Raw genomic sequence first — 15,281 nt, forward strand, 5'->3', positions numbered from 1 at the left:
AAAGCCGCCTGCGACGATGACACGGGTGAAGCTCAGCCCTCCGCGAACGCCAACAGCGGTTTGGCGTCGTGTGCGGCGCTCTCCGCGGCCGTGAAGGCTTCGAGTGCGCGATCGACGTGGTAGCGGCGCGCTGCCGGCGGCTTCAAGGTGCCCTCGGCCATGCGATCGAGCAGGCTGCGCAGCGTCTGGCTGCCCTCATTCACCCCCTGGCGCGCGAGCCACGAGAAGATGAGCCAGCCGCGTACCTCGGCACTCGAGTAGACAAGCGCCGGGGCGAAAATCGGCATCTCGAAGGCCGCCGGGTCGGTCTGGCGGTGCGACGACAAGGCTCCGTAGACGAGCAGGCATCCATTCGGGGCCAACTGACGCGCGAGCATGGCGCCGGTGCGACCAGCGACGCAATCGATCGCGCTCACGATGCCATTGCTGCCGGTGGCCTCCTTCAATTGCTCGGGCCAGCGTTCGTCCGCGGTACATAGCACGACGTCACCGCCAAGATCCTGGATCTCGGCGACCTGCTCTTCACGGCGTACGAGGTTGATGGTGCGGAACCCCTCCGCTTTCGCGATCTGCAGCACGAGGCGACCGACCGTCGAGCCGGCCGCGCTCTGGACAAGCCAGTCGCCGCGTCCAAGCTGGTGCTCCGACATCGTCATCGCCCATGCGGTCATCGGGTTGATCAGGGCCTGCGCGGCGTCCTCGTCGGAGATCGCCGCCGGTACAGGAATCGCGCGGGCGCCCGGACTGATGACTTGCTCTCTCCAGGTTCCGGGCACGTCCAGCAAAACGACGCGCTCTCCGATCCGCGAGCGCGGCACGTCGCTGCCGACGGCGTCGATGATTCCGACGCCCTCCGACCCGGGCGAAGCGGGCAGTTCGGGCTGACGCTGAGGGGCGAAACGTCCACGGATGACGTGCAAGTCGGACGGGTGCACGGGCGCCAGCAGCATCCTCACGCGGACTTCAGCTGGCCCGGGCGTGGGCTCGGGCAAATCACGCCAATGGACGACCTCTGACGGCTCGCCGTTGTGTTCGATGATCAGGGCCTTCACGTGGTTTCTCCTTCGAGTGACGGTGTTAATCGTGCCCCTGCGGGCGCGACGCGATGCACGTCCGCCGACGACGCGGGCGCCGCGGTCCTCGCAGTAGGCGACGCTGCTTCAGACGAAACTGACCCATTCAACCTTCGCTCGGATCATATGGCGACGCCCGGTTTTCAAGCTTCCATTTCTTCTCAGCTTCCGTATCAGGCCGAGGTGGTCGAATGCCGTCGATCAACCACAGTTCTTGCGGCGTTTCGCCGACATGCAACTCGTAGTGATAGCCTCGATCCTGGACAAATGGCGCAATCGCGGCGTTCGCCTTGCGGAGCCAGGACTTCGTCCATTCGGGGTCCTTGGCGATGTGTCTGGCGAAATGGTCTAATCTGATTCTGACAAAGTCGTCTCGCGACTCCCCTCCCATGAAGAAGGAGTCTTTCGGCTGTTCATGAAACAGAACGCCTACATAGAAGCGAGGAATGATATAAACGTCGACGATTCGCTTGGCCATCTCCTGCTTGTCATCTGCAGTGTAGGCGCCGACCGGATGATAGATATTCCACAAAGGCATTTTTGTCTCCATGCATCAATAAATGCCGCGTTTCTTATGTCAGAACATCTAAGTCTCTTGCGAGAAAGGATGAACTTGACATGAGTGAGGCGGCGGTATCGGTAGCCCAAGGACAGGCTACCGGGTAAAACCATTGATCTTCGCAACGCAGCGTTCTTAGGGGAGGCGATCCCGCTCTCCGCCCGTTCTATTGGCGACGGGGAAGGCCGAGTATGCTGCGAGCCTCGTCAGGCGTTGCCACGTCCGCGCCGATGCTTCTGACGATACTGACCGCACGTTTGACCAGCGCTGCGTTGCCTGGCGCCAGTTCCCCTTTGGCAAGATAAAGATTGTCCTCGAGGCCGACGCGGACATGCCCGCCAAGAATCACGCTTTGCGCCACGATCGGAAATTGCGCGCGAGAGATGCCGAACGCCGACCAACGGGCGTTCTCGGGCAGATAGCGTTTCATCTGAAGAAGGCTCTCGGTGTCGGCGGCCGCTCCCCATGGCACACCAAGACATAGCTGGAACAGCGGAGCCTGCAGAATCCCCTGCGTTTCGATCAGGTGGCGCGCGAGGCGAACGTGCCCCAGATCAAATACCTCGATTTCAGGCTTCACGCCTGCTTCCTCGATCAAGGTTGCCATTTTGACGAGATGGTCGGGCACGTTGACGAATGCGCGATTGCCGAAGTTCATGGTCGCTACGTCCAGAGTGCAGATTTCCGGACGCAACTCGAGCACATGCTGGACTCGGGCCTCAGGCGTCATCATCGTACTCAATTCACTTCCCCGGTTCGGGTCTTCGTCGCTGGGAACGAAACGTGCACCCGGGCCCGTCGTCAGATTGATCAATATCGGGCACCCACTATCGCGGATACGCGAAACGACTTCTCTGTAGAGCGACAGATCAGTGCTTGGAACGCCAGTCCTGGGGTCCCGTACGTGAATGTGTGCGATGCTCGCACCGGCTTCACATGCAGCAATGGCCTCATTGGCGATTTGCTCGGGCGTCACAGGCACTGCAGGGTTCAGCCTCGGGGTATCGTCGCTTCCAGTGAGCGCGCAACTGATAATCGTCTTGTTCATCATAGTGTTCGGTCAAAGGGAAAGAGGGACGAGGCGCCACAATCACGCGCTTCGCCGTGGGAGCAACGTCAGACACCCCGTTCAAGCGGCCCGCGCGGGGCCGAACGGTGCTGCCCCGACGGGGGCAACCCTGATCAGCTTTTTGTTGACGAACTCGTCGAATCCCACCTGAGAAAGCTCCCGGCCAAAACCTGAACGCTTGACGCCGCCGAACGGCAGTTCCGCCGCCGTGGCGAACGGCTGATTGACGAACACCATGCCGCTCTCGATCTGCGCGGCGACCCGCTCGCCACGTTCGGTATCCGCGGTAAACACCGACGCACCGAGACCGTACGGCGTGCCGTTGGCGAGCGCAATTGCGGCGGCTTCGTCCTCGACGACGTGGAAGGCGGCGACCGGGCCGAACAGTTCTTCGGCGAAGACCGGATTCTGCGGCGAGATGTCGGCCAGAACGGTCGGTTGCAAGTAAAAGCCCGGGCGTTCGACGCGCGTGCCGCCACACACGATGCGTGCGCCGTGCGAAGCCGCGCGATCGATCTGCTCAAGCAGCAGCGTCAACGCGCGCTCGGACGAAAGCGGGGCGACGGCGGTCGCCGGATCGGCTGGGTCGCCCGTCTCGAGCGATGCCATCCGCTTCGCGAAGTTCTCGAGGAAAGCGTCCCCGCGCGCCTTGCCAACCACGATGATGCGCTTGGAACCAACGCAGCATTGACCCGCATTGAGCATGCGGCCCGCGACCGCGCTTTGGATCGCCCAGTCGAGCGGCGCATCCTCGAGCACGATGAATGGGTCGCTGCCGCCCAGTTCGAGCACGACCTTCTTCAGATTGCGGCCGGCACGCTCGGCGACGGCGGCACCGGCGCGCTCGCTGCCGGTCAGGGTCACGCCCTGGACGCGCGGGTCGTCGATGACGCGGCCGGCCTGCTCGATCGAGATAAACAGATTCGTATATACGCCTTCGGGCGCGCCTGCCTCCTCGAACAATCGAGCGAAGGCCAACGCCGACTGCGGCACGCTTTCCGCATGCTTGAGCAGCAGGACGTTGCCCACCATCAGTTGCGGCCCGGCTACGCGCGCAATCTGGTAGTACGGAAAATTCCACGGCTCGATGCCGAAGAGCACGCCGATTGGCTCGATGTGCACGGCTGCGCCGGGCGCTTCCGCGAGCGGGCGCGGTTGCAGATACGCGTGCGCATGCTTTGCGTAGTAGTCGAGAATGCTCGCCGACGATTCCACTTCCTTGCGCGCTTCGCCGGCGCGCTTGCCCATTTCCAGCGTCAGATAGCCCGCGTATTCGTCGGCCTTTTCCCGCAACAGCGCCGCGGCGCGAGACACAATGCGTGCCCGATCGCTGACCGGACGGCGGCGCCAGTCGGTTTCAAAAGCGCGATGCGCGGCAGCGAGCTTCGCTTCGAGCAACGGGTCGGATATGTCCTCGTAGGTGGCGAGCAGTTCGCCGGTAGCAGGATTGATAGTCGTGTACGGCATGAGGTTCTCCGCGAAAAGGTAGGCATTGAGTCATTGCATGGCCTCATGTTAACACCGTTATCTAATTCCTTGCACCCACTTTTGAGGCCAGGAATAACCCTCATAAATCCTCATGTTAACGGTGTTACTATGATCACGTATTTTTTTAATCGAGGAAGCAAAATGGCAAAGGGATATTGGGTAGCAGCGTATCGGGCGGTCCATGACGCAAGCAAACTCGCGGCATACGGCGTCCTCGCGACACAGGTGGTGAAAGCGGCGGGCGGAAAATTTCTGGTGCGAGGCGGCGAGGTCGTTGCGTTCCAGGCGGGTCTCAAGGAACGCACCGTCGTGGTCGAATTCCCGAGCTTCGAACAGGCTCTTGCCACGTTTCAGAGTGAGGCGTATCAGAAAGCGTTAGCAGTACTGGCAGACGGAGCCGAAAGGGATGCGCGCGTCGTCGCAGGCGTCGACGACTGAGATGCTCACTGGCGGCTACCGAGACCGAACGCACTGTATGACGGCGCGGGCGCTGCTTACGCTTTAACTCGCATGTTATGCTCGTTAACATGTGGATTGAAAAACGTCTGAACCCGACGAAATGGAGCAAAAATGGACGAAGCAATTGTTCTGAAGGAACTCAAAGGTCATGTGACGGTTCTTACGATGAACCGTCGCCCCCATAACCTGATGGGTCCGACGCTGTATCGCGCGCTACTCGATGAATTCGACGAGGCGGTAAAACGCGGCTCGCGCTCGATCCTGCTGCGCAGCGGTCTGCGGCACTTCTCGGCGGGTGCTGAGGTGTCACTTTTTCCGGATCGCATTGGCACGCAAGGCAAGGCGCTGATGGATCCGCTCGAGGTGCTTCGCGGCTTCGAGACACTACCGATCCCGATCGTCGTCGCGGTGAACGGTACATGCCTTGGCGGTGGCTTCGAAGTGGCGCTCGCCTGCGACTTCAGCGTGGTCGCCGCATCAGCCAAGATCGGATCGGTCGAGGTCGCGCTCGGCTTGCATCCGCTGCTCGGTGGCATCCAGCGTCAGGTGATGCGTGCCGGCCCGGCGCGTGCGAAAGAGCTCGCGATGCTCGGCCGCCGTTACGACGCGGCGACGCTCGAACGCTGGGGCCTGATCAATCTTGTTGTACCCGACGACAAACTCGACGAAGTCGCGTTGTCGGTTGCGCAGGAACTGGCGGCCGGGCCGACCGTCGCGCATGCCGCGACCAAGCAGCTCGTGCGGGTCGCCGTCAACGAGGGAGTCGCTGCCGCCGACGAAGCGATGTTCGAACTGCAAAAGCCGATCTGGGCGTCGCAGGATCTCAAGCGCGGATTGGAGGCCTTCGATAAGGCCGGGCCAGGTACCGCTATTTTCGAAGGGAATTGACATGGCCGGACCGCTCGAAGGACTCAAGGTCGTCGATTTTTCGCGGGTGCTGGCGGGTCCGCTGTGTGCCCGCACGCTGGCCGATCTCGGCGCCGACGTTATCAAGATCGAGCCGCCGCGGCCCGATGTGTCGCGAGCCGCATTTCCGAATCGCGACGGCATGTCCGGCTACTACGCGCAGCAGAATAGTGGCAAGCGCAACGTCAGCATCGATCTGAACGTGCCGCACGCACGCGAGCTTGTGCTACGCCTGTGCGACGAGGCGGACATCGTCGTGGAGAATTTTCGGGCCGGCACGCTCAAGGGGTTTGGACTCGACTACGAGACGCTCGCAAGGCGTAATCCAAAGCTGGTCTACGTATCGATCACCGGATACGGCCAGCGCGGTCCCTGGGCCTCGCGCATGGCCTACGCGCCGACTGTGCAGGCTGAAACGGGATTCACGCACAACACATTGCGCCATTTCGACAGCGCGAGCGACGGCCCCAAGTGGACCGATCCCCTGTCGCACGCGGACGTCTATGCGGGCCTGCAGGCGACCATCGCCGTGCTGGCGGCGGTGCGCAAACGTGAAGTAACCGGACGCGGTCAATACATCGACGTCGCAATGGCTGCCGTGATGCTGTCGATCAACGAACGCGCTCACCTTGACCTCGCGGGTGTCGATACGGGCGCCGAGCCGGGCATCCTCGGCGCCTCCGACGGCCCGCATTTCGTTGGCCCCGGTGGCGAGGAGTTCGTGGCAGCGCAAAGCATCATCGGCAGCAACACGTTTCCGAATTACTTGCGCGCCATGCGCCGCATGGACCTTGCGCAGGATCCACGCTTCAGCACCGCCGAGCGCCGCCTGCAGAACTACAAGGCGCTGCACGCGGTAATCCAGACGTGGATGCTCTCGTTCCGCGATCTCAGGACGCTCGATGCGCAACTCGACGAGGCCAAGATCGCGATAGGCCAGATCCGTACGCTGAAGGAATTGGCCGAGACCGATTGGGCGAAGCAGTGGGGTGCGGTGCACGAGATCCCGGATCGCCGCGGCGGCTCGTATCTCATCCACGGCTATCCATGGCGCTTTTCCGATGACGAGCTTGGAATGCGCAGCGCACCGGCGTTTCGCGGCGAACACAACGAGCAAGTGTTCCGCGAAGTGGGACTGGCGGATGTCGAAATCCGCAATGCGGTCGAAACAGGCATCCTGGTCGGCGGGCCGCCACCGTCCGCGAAGGAGATCGACGCCGCTGTTCTTGCGGAAGCACGGTCCAACTAAACGCAACCACGTGTCGCGGCGCGCTAACGGGCTGGAGCCCGTGCGCAAGCGCTGTCGCGACTGTTGCTCATGACAGGCGACGTCGGAGGACAGAATGGAAGTGGTGAAGGAAACCTGTGCAGACGGCTCATCATCAGATGACAACGCCCTCCTGCGGAAGGCCTACGCTTCAGCGCAATGGAGGATACTGCCGATACTGTTTGGCTTATGGATGCTGGCGTGGGTCGGTCGTTCGAACGTTGCTTTTGCGAAGTTGCAGATGGTCGTGGATCTGCGATTCAGCGAAACGGTATATGGATTGGGCGCCGGGCTCTTCTTCGTCGGCTATGTGCTGTTCGGCGTGCGGCACATTGTCAGGAGGCGATCGCACGTTGGCGATATTGCGTGCCTATCTACGCAGAATTTATAATCATTTCCTTGTTTTGCTCCTCGAACGAAGGTCACGTGAGTCCCAAGTCAGCTAACCCGAAGAATGCGGATTACCACCATGGCAATCTGCGCAACGCACTCATCGAAGCAGGGCGCAGCGCGCTCATGGAGGTATCGGCACAAGACTTGAGCCTGCGTTACCTCGCACGCATGGTGGGCGTATCAGAAGCCGCACCCTCGCGACATTTTTCGGGTATCGACGAACTGCTGGCCACGATCGCGGCAAGCGGTTATCGTGACCTCGCGGCGCTGCGCGTTGCGATCCGTGACAGCGAGGATACGGCGCTTGCCAAAGCGTACCGGATGATGCGGGTGTATGTTGAGTTCGCGCAGCGCCACAATGGGCTGTTCAGTCTGATGATCGGGCCTCGCATCGTGGCGCATCAAGCGTATCCAGAACTCGCCGAGGAAAGTAACAGGTCTTTTGGCTTGTTTTCCGAGACGATCCAGGCGCTGGCTATCGAGAGTGGTTGGACCCACTCCGATCTCAAGCTCGTGACCCATGCCGCGTGGAGTATGGAGCATGGTCTCGCCACGCTGATCCTGGCGAACCGCGCGCCGCGCGCGGACACCAAAGTGGCGGTACCAAAGCTGATCGATTTTGTCGTGATGACGTTGCTTGGCGCGATCACGGCGGGTCCGGATCATCTGCAGAGCGTCACCGAACAATGCGCAGCTTTTCAGAAGTCAGCGGTTACGCGAACGGCGCGCAAGCGCGCCAAAGCGTAGCCAGCATCGCCCATTTGGCGGCGATACGCTCTCTCACTCCTTTAGGGCCAATGTGCCCGATAAGCAACTCGAATTCAGCCGCGCCTTTTCGATGGTTGCGATGAAAGAGTGTCTGTGAGTATCGCTTCGATCGTAGTGGCGGCAAGCGTCTTTCGAACGCCATCGTCGATCGAATCATAGACGTGGCTCAGCGTCGCCCCGATGCCTCGACCGACGGGGCACGCCTGGCTGGGTTTCGAAGGGTGCAGCGCGAAACGCGCGCCCTCTTCAAGTGCGTTAAAGACGTCGAGCAAACTGATTGCGTCCGCACTCTTCGCCAGACGCCATCCCGCGTTGACACCGCGATAGCTCTCGACAAGGCCACCTGTTGCAAGCAACCCAAGCGTACGACGAATCACCACCGGATTGGTGTTGACACTCGCAGCGATCCGATCGGACGTGACCGGGTCAGGACTGCGCCGTGCGACAAGCGCCATCCACGCAAGGATGTGAGTCGCCACGGTCAAGCGGCTGTTGGCGCTCATAGAAAGCCCGCGTTAGTCAATTTAGTTGTAACTATATTCGTTACATCATGGGTAGTCAATCCTGACACGTTCGATGAATCCGGCGACAAAGCGCATTCCGTGCCTTAAGAGACAGACGTTTTCACGCAATACACACGGGTGTCGAAGCCGCCCCGCCCGCGCCATACGCGTCTCGTCGACGACGCCTGTTCATGACAAGAGACTTGTGTCGATGGCCTCGATGGTTTATGTTGTAACAACTATTGTTACATCAAATGCGCTGTGACGATAAACGTTTGGTGTGCCACGTTCCATAGTCAGAGGAACGCAGCAGCCGTTCTTGCTACCCTCAACACCGAAATGAGAAGCCCGCAGATGTCCACACTCTTCGATCCCATCCAGATTGGCGCGCTGAAGTTATCGAACCGCATTGTCATGGCACCGCTCACGCGCATGCGCGCGTTCGCCGAGCGCAGTCCAGGCTTCCTCAACGCGCACCACTACGCGCTTCGTGCAAGCGCAGGACTCGTCATTACCGAAGCCACTTCCGTCACGCCTCAGGGCGTTGGCTACCCCAACACGCCGGGCATCTGGACGGAGAAGCAGATTGCCGGCTGGAAAGAGGTGACCTCAGCGGTACATGATGCGGGTGGCCTGATCGTCTCCCAGTTGTGGCACGTCGGGCGAGTTTCCGACCCGATCTACCATGACGGCCAGCCTCCGGTCGCTCCAAGTGCGATCGCGCCGGAAGGCCATGTCACCCGCGTGCGGCCGCAGCGCCCATACACCGTACCGCGCGCGCTGGAGACCGAAGAAATTTCCGGCATCGTCGAAGATTTCCGGGTCGGCGCCGCAAACGCACAACGCGCTGGTTTTGACGGCGTCGAACTTCACGCTGCAAATGGTTACCTGTTCGATCAGTTTCTGCACGACGGATCGAACCTGCGGACCGACCGTTACGGTGGCTCGATCGAGAACCGTGCGCGCTTCCTGCTGGAGGCAGTCGATGCGTTGCTCACGGTTTGGCCCGCGGACCGCATTGGCGTGCATCTGAACCTGATGTCGAGTTCATATTCGATGCGCGATTCGCATCCGCGCGCGCTGTTCACCTATGTCGCCGAGCAACTCAACACGCGCAACATCGCTTTCATTTTTGCGCGCGAGGCACTGGATCGCGGCGACGATCGCATCGGCCGTGACGTGCGGCGTATCTTCAAGGGGGCCTACATCCTCAATGAAGGACTGACGCGGGAGAGTGCGGAATTGGCCATCAAACGCGGCGATGCAGACGCGGCGGCGTTTGGGCGCCCTTTTATCGCCAACCCTGATCTGGTGGAGCGCTTTCGACGCGGTGCGCCGCTCAACACGGTCAATCCGGAAACCATCTACGCGGACGACGAAACCGGCTACAACGACTACCCGCTGCTGGATGAAGCTGTGTGAAGCAGACGCGCGATGGATGACACCTTCGCCACTCGTCATAGATGCAGGCTCGTCAGTTTCGGTGCGCCAGGGAGCATGCCATTCTGCAAGATGCGGTCGAGGTGACCTATTGACTGGACTGTCCACCGCTTCTGAACCGAGGCGCTTGGCCTATCGGGCTAGCTGATATTGAACGACCGCGTTGTGACGGCGAGCGGCCATGCAAACGCGCGGCGCGATCGTCGCTTGCTGACCGTCCGACGAAGTATCGCGCGCCCCACGTGGACCTGCGGCGAGCAAAACGGATGCGCCTTAAAGTCAATGCGGCTGCAAAGAATCACCGAGGGATGCGATTGACGCCATCGCGGTGCCAACCGCATCGTTGAGGTCAGCGCGGAGTCCGAAAGCTCAAGTGAACTTCGTTCACGAACGCCTGCTGCTGCTCCCATGCCGCGAAATGCCCGTACATTGCACGAGGCAACACGCTCCAAACTCGCCGCTATCGAAGAGATACGCATCATGTTCGTTGCGTGACGGACTTTATTCTTCCGGATCACAATGATCCGAGAGAATAAAGTCTGTCACAAGGCACTTTTTCAAACCATTGATTAGAAGACGGAATTTTCGGACGCATCGATGCATTCAAAGTCTGTCACGAGATGCAAGATTAAGGAAACTCGGAAGTGGCTGCGGAATATAGTCTGTCACGCTAGAACGGACAGGCCTGAGCGGGCAGTAAAGGTTGAGCGCGGCTACTCAGTGCGAAACTACAGGTCGCCAATGTCGCTCCAAAAGATTTCTTCAAAAATCGATCTGGGTCCCGAGGTGAACGCCCTTTCCGAACATCGACCAATCCAAACAGGCTAATAGGATACGGCCGGGCAATGCAATCCCACGATACGTGGTTGGTGGAACTATTACGGGGCTTTCTATCGGAAGGCCATGCAGGGGCTCGGTCGGTATCTGAACCGCAAGCTCGCGCGCTGGGCCAGGTGCAAGTACAAGACACTACGACGGCATAAACGGCGTAGCGAGGAGTGGTTGCACAAGATGAGGAAGGCGTACCCGCGACAGTTTGTACACTGGCAGTTTCTGGGGGTAGAGGTTGGATGACGGGAGCCGTGTAAATCGAGAGGTTTACGCACGGTTCTGCGAGAGGCTCGGGGTGAAATCCCTCGGGCCTACTTATCTGTTTGTGACGATGCGCGTCGCACACAGGCGTTTCTCTCGTGCTTCGGCCCGATCCGGCAGCACTTCGCGCTGCCCAGACATCAGATGAACGCGGCGTATCTCAGTACGCAATATATGGACCCTTTCCTCCAGGCGTCGATTGTTGCTCGACGGCAGCATAGATGTTACGCCCGTAGAAGAATGGCAAGCCCCAGACGAACATCGTCGGGGTGACGAATGCCGGACCGGCAAGCAGCGGCATCACCGGATCGCCCGCATGAATCAGCCTGATCTCCGCGGCATTGCCGACCGAAAATGAGACCGCACTGGTCACACCATTGACACCTTCAATCATTGCGCTCAACTGCTGGGTCGATGCAGGGCAGTAAAACCAGTTGTTTGGCGTTGCGCAGATCGGCAGCGCGCTGGTTTGAAAGAAAAGCCCCGTCGAGCCGCTATCCATGACGCTCCTCGAGTAGGTCGTGCCATTTTGCACTGTTCTGAACGTGCCGGTGGACGGACTGACCCCGATCACCTGCGCACTGCCCAAGCTGTTATTGCCCTGCGTGCCAATGCCAAACACCAGTTGCCCGCTGAGCGAGGCTTCGCTGCTTGACGACGCGGCTGGCAACATCAAAATCGAACCGTTGTTATTGGTCGCAAAGTAGGGAATCGGATTGGCAACCTGCAGCTTTTCGGCGACGGCGATCGACGTGCAACTGGTCTCGACGCAACTGTAGTAGGTCGCCGGCACTGCATCCTGCACGCAGACCGGACCGCAATCGTGCTTGAACACGCTAATGCCGAGTATTCCGTTGGCCGCCAGACTCGTAGGGGTGTTCCGCGACGCGCCGAGACTGCTGCAGTCCGACGGCGTAGCGCTATAGTCCGGATCGATCACCTGAATCGGCAGCGACGCTGCTTTTTCGCCGGCAATCCGTACATCGGCAAGCTGCACCGAACCCCACGTGTAACCGTCGAAGAACTGCATGCATTCGGCAAGCGGATTGCCCGCGCCATCCTTCTGTTGCGGCAGCTCCAAAGACACCGGAAGTTGAGTGGCGAACACGCGCAGCCCGGAGGAGCCCGTGTCAACTTGTACGTGATCAATGGTTTGACAGTGCGTCGTGCCCGGCATACAGAGCGTGACGCTGACGAAGGGTATATTCGGCACACCGATTACGCCGAAATCGACGGTCACCGCTGCTGCATTGGAGGCTAGCACCTGGGGCGCGGTGGATATATTCGTGGGCGATTGCGCGGGTACTGACGTGCTGGATGAACCGCTGCTCGCGCCACTGCCTCCGCATCCGGCCATCAACACTGCAAGCAATGCAGAGGCAAGCAGCTTGAGAAGCGAATCTGATTTAAGGAGCAGACACGGATCGCGCATGATCGCTCCGCTATTGAATGACGCTGGCGTCGACCCCGACGGGGATCGCTCGCGGTAGATACGCGTAGCCCGCAAACGCACGTAAATGACCGCCCGAGAACACCACCAGCGCATCGTTCGAGACGGCAAGCGGGATCGCCCGGCGCGCTACGCTGGCCGCGATATATTGATTGAACGCATCGCCGAGCGTAGCCCTCAGGTTCGGCAAGGTCGGGCCTTCCCACGCGACGCCGAATACGATTCCGTTCACTGCGACATACTCGCGCACCACGGTGCCCGACGGCAGCGTAATCAGATGCACGGTATACGCAATTTGCGATGTGGCGCCGTGTGCTGTGGCATGCATTCGAACCTGGTCGCTGCCTACACTGCTGACCCTTTCGCCAAGGGTGGCCTGTGCGGGTAAAGACAGCGCACAAGTCGCCGTGAACATTGCACAAGCAATACCGGTACGATATATCGCTATCACGAGCTTCCCCTCCAGCTGAAAACACCCTGACTGGCCGCTTTCACCAGTAACAATTAATATGTAATACGAAATATCCGTCAAACTCTTATAGATTTGTTTATGGATAGCCCCGCCGTTTGCGTCGAAAGTGCGTTGGCCTTTCCATGACCACGCGTGCGAGGTTTTGGTGTCGCTTCCATAGATTGTTTTTGGCTTGATATCGGCCGCAACAGACTCGCTTGTGACGCTCATAGAGCAATGACTGTGCCATGAGGGCGCAAACGCTTGCTACGCGACAAGCGGCGTTATTCCAGTGTGGTCGACGAGTACCAGGCAGGCGCCTAATGTCTCGCAAACGTTACATGTCAGAGGCTTGACCTAGTTGGAAATGCTCGTTTCGCATGTAAGCAGTCACGTCCATGCCACCCCGCTCGTCCAACGCGCATAAGGCTAGAACGAGGGTTCCTATCGAATATTCAGGCGTAGCCGGACGGCAACGAACAAGAAGCGAAGTGCCGCAAAACCTGTCTCAACATTGAGACGGGATGGGGGTCGCATTGAACCGCATTAGGTTTTCCGGAGACTCCAACGTTTGAGAGAATGGAGTTATGGAAAGCGTAACGAAGGAATCACCGAGGTATTCACCGGAAGTCCGTGAACGGGCGGTTCGAATGGTCCACGAGCACCGTGGCGAGCATGAATCGCAGTGGAAGGTGAGCGCAAATTGCCCAACTGGTTGCGGGTTTTATGACGCGGCCGAATTTTGTCTGTGAGCCCCGCCAGGACTGGAGTTTTGATCGGCGGAGCCAGATCGGTTAAAGTCCAGATTTGTGGATGGCACTGGTGGCTGGAAGCCAATGCTGGCAAACGATTCCGACGAAATTGAGCCTTGCGCAGTTCGAACAGTTTGTCTTGCCGCATCTGAATACGGGTCGCGTGGTCCGGCACCGACGCTGGGGTTGCACAGGATCTTCAACTACATCCTGCAGTTGCTGTACATGGGATGACAGTGGAAGACGTTGCCGATCGAAAGGAATGCCGAAGGTCGCCCTGAAATCCACTACACGCGCATCTATCGGGCGTTGCGGCGACGGCAGGCCGATGGTTGCATCGACGCGATTTTTGCGGGCTCGGTGCGCAAGCTTCATCAGGACGGGCTGCTTGAACTCACGGTCATCCACGGCGACGGCACGACCACTGCCGCGAAGAAGGGCGGCGACAACCTTCATTGGCGACGCGCCCGAAGGAGTTGTTCTTCCGGATGCACGCGCAGGGCGTGCGTATGCCTGCTTTCAGGTTGGTACCCGCACCGCGCGGGCGACCAACTTGACGACCGCGCCCACCGTCCAGCCAGCCGGTTTTGTACAGCCGCATGTGCGGATATTCCTGGTCTGAGGGGAACATGGACCGGTTAAAGCATGCGATGCTTGAATATCACGAGCGCAGCAAGCATCGCGTCGGCGGCTACGCCCCTGGCCCCGGGAAACTCGACTGGGCAACCCAACCGTATCCGTTCCGGGTGTTTCACGGCGCACCGCGCATTGATCTGCCGTTAGCCGCGGATAGCCTGACTACACGCTACAACGAACTGCGCTGCGGCGCATTGCCGCCCGCGCGCAGATTCGATCTTTCCAGTCTGGCAATCCTGTTCGAACTTTCGCTCGGCCTGTCGGCGTGGAAATCCTACGGCACCCAGCGGTGGGCACTGCGCTGCAACCCTTCGAGCGGAAATCTGCACCCGACCGAGGGCTATCTTGTGTGTCCGACTCTGCCCGGCCTGTCCGGTGGGGTCTACCATTACCTGAGCCGGGACCATTCCCTTGAATGTCGCGCTGCAGTGGCTGACGAACGATGGAGCGAGGCGTTCCCGCAAAGTGGCGTCCTGGTCGGCATAAGCTCGATCCCCTGGCGCGAGGCGTGGAAGTACGGCATGCGTGCCTGGCGCTACTGCCAGCATGATTGCGGCCACGTCATCGCCGCGGTAAGTTACGCAGCCGCAGCGCTTGGCTGGCAGACACGGCTGGTGGAGGCGGCTGCGGACGACGCAGTGGCCAACCTGCTTGGATTGAACCGCGGAGAAGATTTCCTGAAGGCAGAAGCAGAGGCGCCGGATGCCTTGCTCTGGATCGGCAACCCCGAATTGCGGCCTGATCTTGAGCGCATGCTGATCGCCTTGGATAGCGTACAGTGGCACGGACGCGTAAATCAGCTGAGTCCGGGACATGTGAAGTGGCCGGATATCGATTCGATCCATCGCGCCACGCATAAGGCCCGTACTCGCGAACCGACCTTGCCGGATCCGGAAGAGCGCCCGTCGCCCGCGGCACCCGCCCTTGATCTCAGCTTTGCCCGGATCGCGCGGCAGCGTCGCAGCGCGGTGAATT

General features: G+C 60.1%; 14 protein-coding genes and 3 pseudogenes. 9 read left to right on the top strand and 8 right to left on the bottom strand.

Going from position 1 to position 15,281, the window contains the following annotated elements:
- Positions 1–32 precede the first annotated feature (32 nt).
- The 4 genes from M0D67_RS32790 to M0D67_RS32805 all read right to left on the bottom strand — a co-directional run bounded on the left by M0D67_RS32790 (position 33) and on the right by M0D67_RS32805 (position 4,168).
- Positions 33–1,052, bottom strand: coding sequence for a zinc-dependent alcohol dehydrogenase family protein (locus M0D67_RS32790; protein WP_266241066.1), 1,020 nt, complete (start codon positions 1,050–1,052; stop codon positions 33–35).
- Positions 1,053–1,179: 127 nt separating this feature from the next.
- Positions 1,180–1,611 (bottom strand): tautomerase family protein, encoded by a 432-nt coding sequence (locus M0D67_RS32795; protein ID WP_154565740.1) that lies wholly within the window; start codon positions 1,609–1,611, stop codon positions 1,180–1,182.
- 187 nt (positions 1,612–1,798) lie between these two features.
- A complete protein-coding gene (locus M0D67_RS32800) occupies positions 1,799–2,683 on the bottom strand; it encodes a 3-keto-5-aminohexanoate cleavage protein (RefSeq protein WP_171928692.1) in 885 nt (294 codons plus the stop codon).
- Positions 2,684–2,761: 78 nt separating this feature from the next.
- Positions 2,762–4,168 carry an NAD-dependent succinate-semialdehyde dehydrogenase gene (locus M0D67_RS32805; RefSeq protein ID WP_266241067.1) on the bottom strand — a complete coding sequence of 469 codons (1,407 nt, stop codon included), beginning with the start codon at positions 4,166–4,168 and terminating at the stop codon, positions 2,762–2,764.
- Between the two features lie 162 nt (positions 4,169–4,330).
- Here M0D67_RS32805 and M0D67_RS32810 point away from each other — a divergent pair, with 162 nt between their 5' ends.
- The 5 genes and pseudogenes from M0D67_RS32810 (at position 4,331) to M0D67_RS32830 (ending at position 7,961) form a co-directional block, all read left to right on the top strand.
- Positions 4,331–4,627, top strand: a complete 297-nt coding sequence (locus M0D67_RS32810) for a DUF1330 domain-containing protein (protein WP_132379680.1) — start codon at positions 4,331–4,333, stop codon at positions 4,625–4,627.
- A 132-nt stretch (positions 4,628–4,759) separates the two neighbouring features.
- Positions 4,760–5,536, top strand: a complete 777-nt coding sequence (locus tag M0D67_RS32815; RefSeq protein WP_266241068.1) for an enoyl-CoA hydratase/isomerase family protein — start codon at positions 4,760–4,762, stop codon at positions 5,534–5,536.
- Position 5,537: 1 nt separating this feature from the next.
- Positions 5,538–6,803 carry a CaiB/BaiF CoA-transferase family protein gene (locus M0D67_RS32820; protein ID WP_266241069.1) on the top strand — a complete coding sequence of 422 codons (1,266 nt, stop codon included), beginning with the start codon at positions 5,538–5,540 and terminating at the stop codon, positions 6,801–6,803.
- Between the two features lie 94 nt (positions 6,804–6,897).
- Positions 6,898–7,146: pseudogene (locus M0D67_RS32825) on the top strand (MFS transporter); the annotation flags it as partial.
- Positions 7,147–7,247: 101 nt separating this feature from the next.
- The gene (locus tag M0D67_RS32830; protein ID WP_266241070.1) at positions 7,248–7,961 is read left to right on the top strand and encodes a TetR/AcrR family transcriptional regulator; all 714 of its coding nucleotides are present in this window, start codon (positions 7,248–7,250) and stop codon (positions 7,959–7,961) included.
- Between the two features lie 74 nt (positions 7,962–8,035).
- Here M0D67_RS32830 and M0D67_RS32835 read toward each other — a convergent pair whose 3' ends face one another.
- Complete coding sequence (locus M0D67_RS32835; RefSeq protein ID WP_266241071.1) at positions 8,036–8,485, bottom strand: Rrf2 family transcriptional regulator; 450 nt, start codon at positions 8,483–8,485, stop codon at positions 8,036–8,038.
- Between the two features lie 354 nt (positions 8,486–8,839).
- Here M0D67_RS32835 and M0D67_RS32840 point away from each other — a divergent pair, with 354 nt between their 5' ends.
- The 3 genes and pseudogenes from M0D67_RS32840 to M0D67_RS32845 form a co-directional block, all read left to right on the top strand.
- On the top strand, positions 8,840–9,907 hold the full coding sequence (locus M0D67_RS32840) for an alkene reductase (RefSeq protein WP_171928698.1): 1,068 nt from the start codon (positions 8,840–8,842) through the stop codon (positions 9,905–9,907).
- A gap of 864 nt (positions 9,908–10,771) precedes the next feature.
- A pseudogene (locus M0D67_RS42160) lies at positions 10,772–10,999 on the top strand (group II intron maturase-specific domain-containing protein); the annotation flags it as partial.
- 96 nt (positions 11,000–11,095) lie between these two features.
- Positions 11,096–11,173 (top strand): annotated as a pseudogene (locus M0D67_RS32845) (IS6 family transposase); the annotation flags it as partial.
- Between the two features lie 4 nt (positions 11,174–11,177).
- Here the strand turns inward: M0D67_RS32845 and M0D67_RS32850 are convergent.
- From M0D67_RS32850 to M0D67_RS32860, 3 genes are all read right to left on the bottom strand, one after another.
- On the bottom strand, positions 11,178–12,449 hold the full coding sequence (locus tag M0D67_RS32850) for a DUF3443 domain-containing protein (protein ID WP_154565731.1): 1,272 nt from the start codon (positions 12,447–12,449) through the stop codon (positions 11,178–11,180).
- A gap of 10 nt (positions 12,450–12,459) precedes the next feature.
- The gene (locus M0D67_RS32855) at positions 12,460–12,882 is read right to left on the bottom strand and encodes a DUF2844 domain-containing protein (RefSeq protein WP_154565765.1); all 423 of its coding nucleotides are present in this window, start codon (positions 12,880–12,882) and stop codon (positions 12,460–12,462) included.
- 830 nt (positions 12,883–13,712) lie between these two features.
- Positions 13,713–14,126 (bottom strand): hypothetical protein, encoded by a 414-nt coding sequence (locus tag M0D67_RS32860; protein ID WP_154565729.1) that lies wholly within the window; start codon positions 14,124–14,126, stop codon positions 13,713–13,715.
- A gap of 173 nt (positions 14,127–14,299) precedes the next feature.
- Between M0D67_RS32860 and M0D67_RS32865 the strand changes: the two genes are divergently transcribed.
- A partial coding sequence (locus M0D67_RS32865) for a SagB/ThcOx family dehydrogenase (RefSeq protein ID WP_266241072.1) occupies positions 14,300–15,281 on the top strand: 982 nt, incomplete at its 3' end.

The sequence above is a fragment of the Paraburkholderia sp. SECH4 genome, from assembly GCF_030511745.1.
Taxonomy (GTDB): domain Bacteria; phylum Pseudomonadota; class Gammaproteobacteria; order Burkholderiales; family Burkholderiaceae; genus Paraburkholderia; species Paraburkholderia madseniana.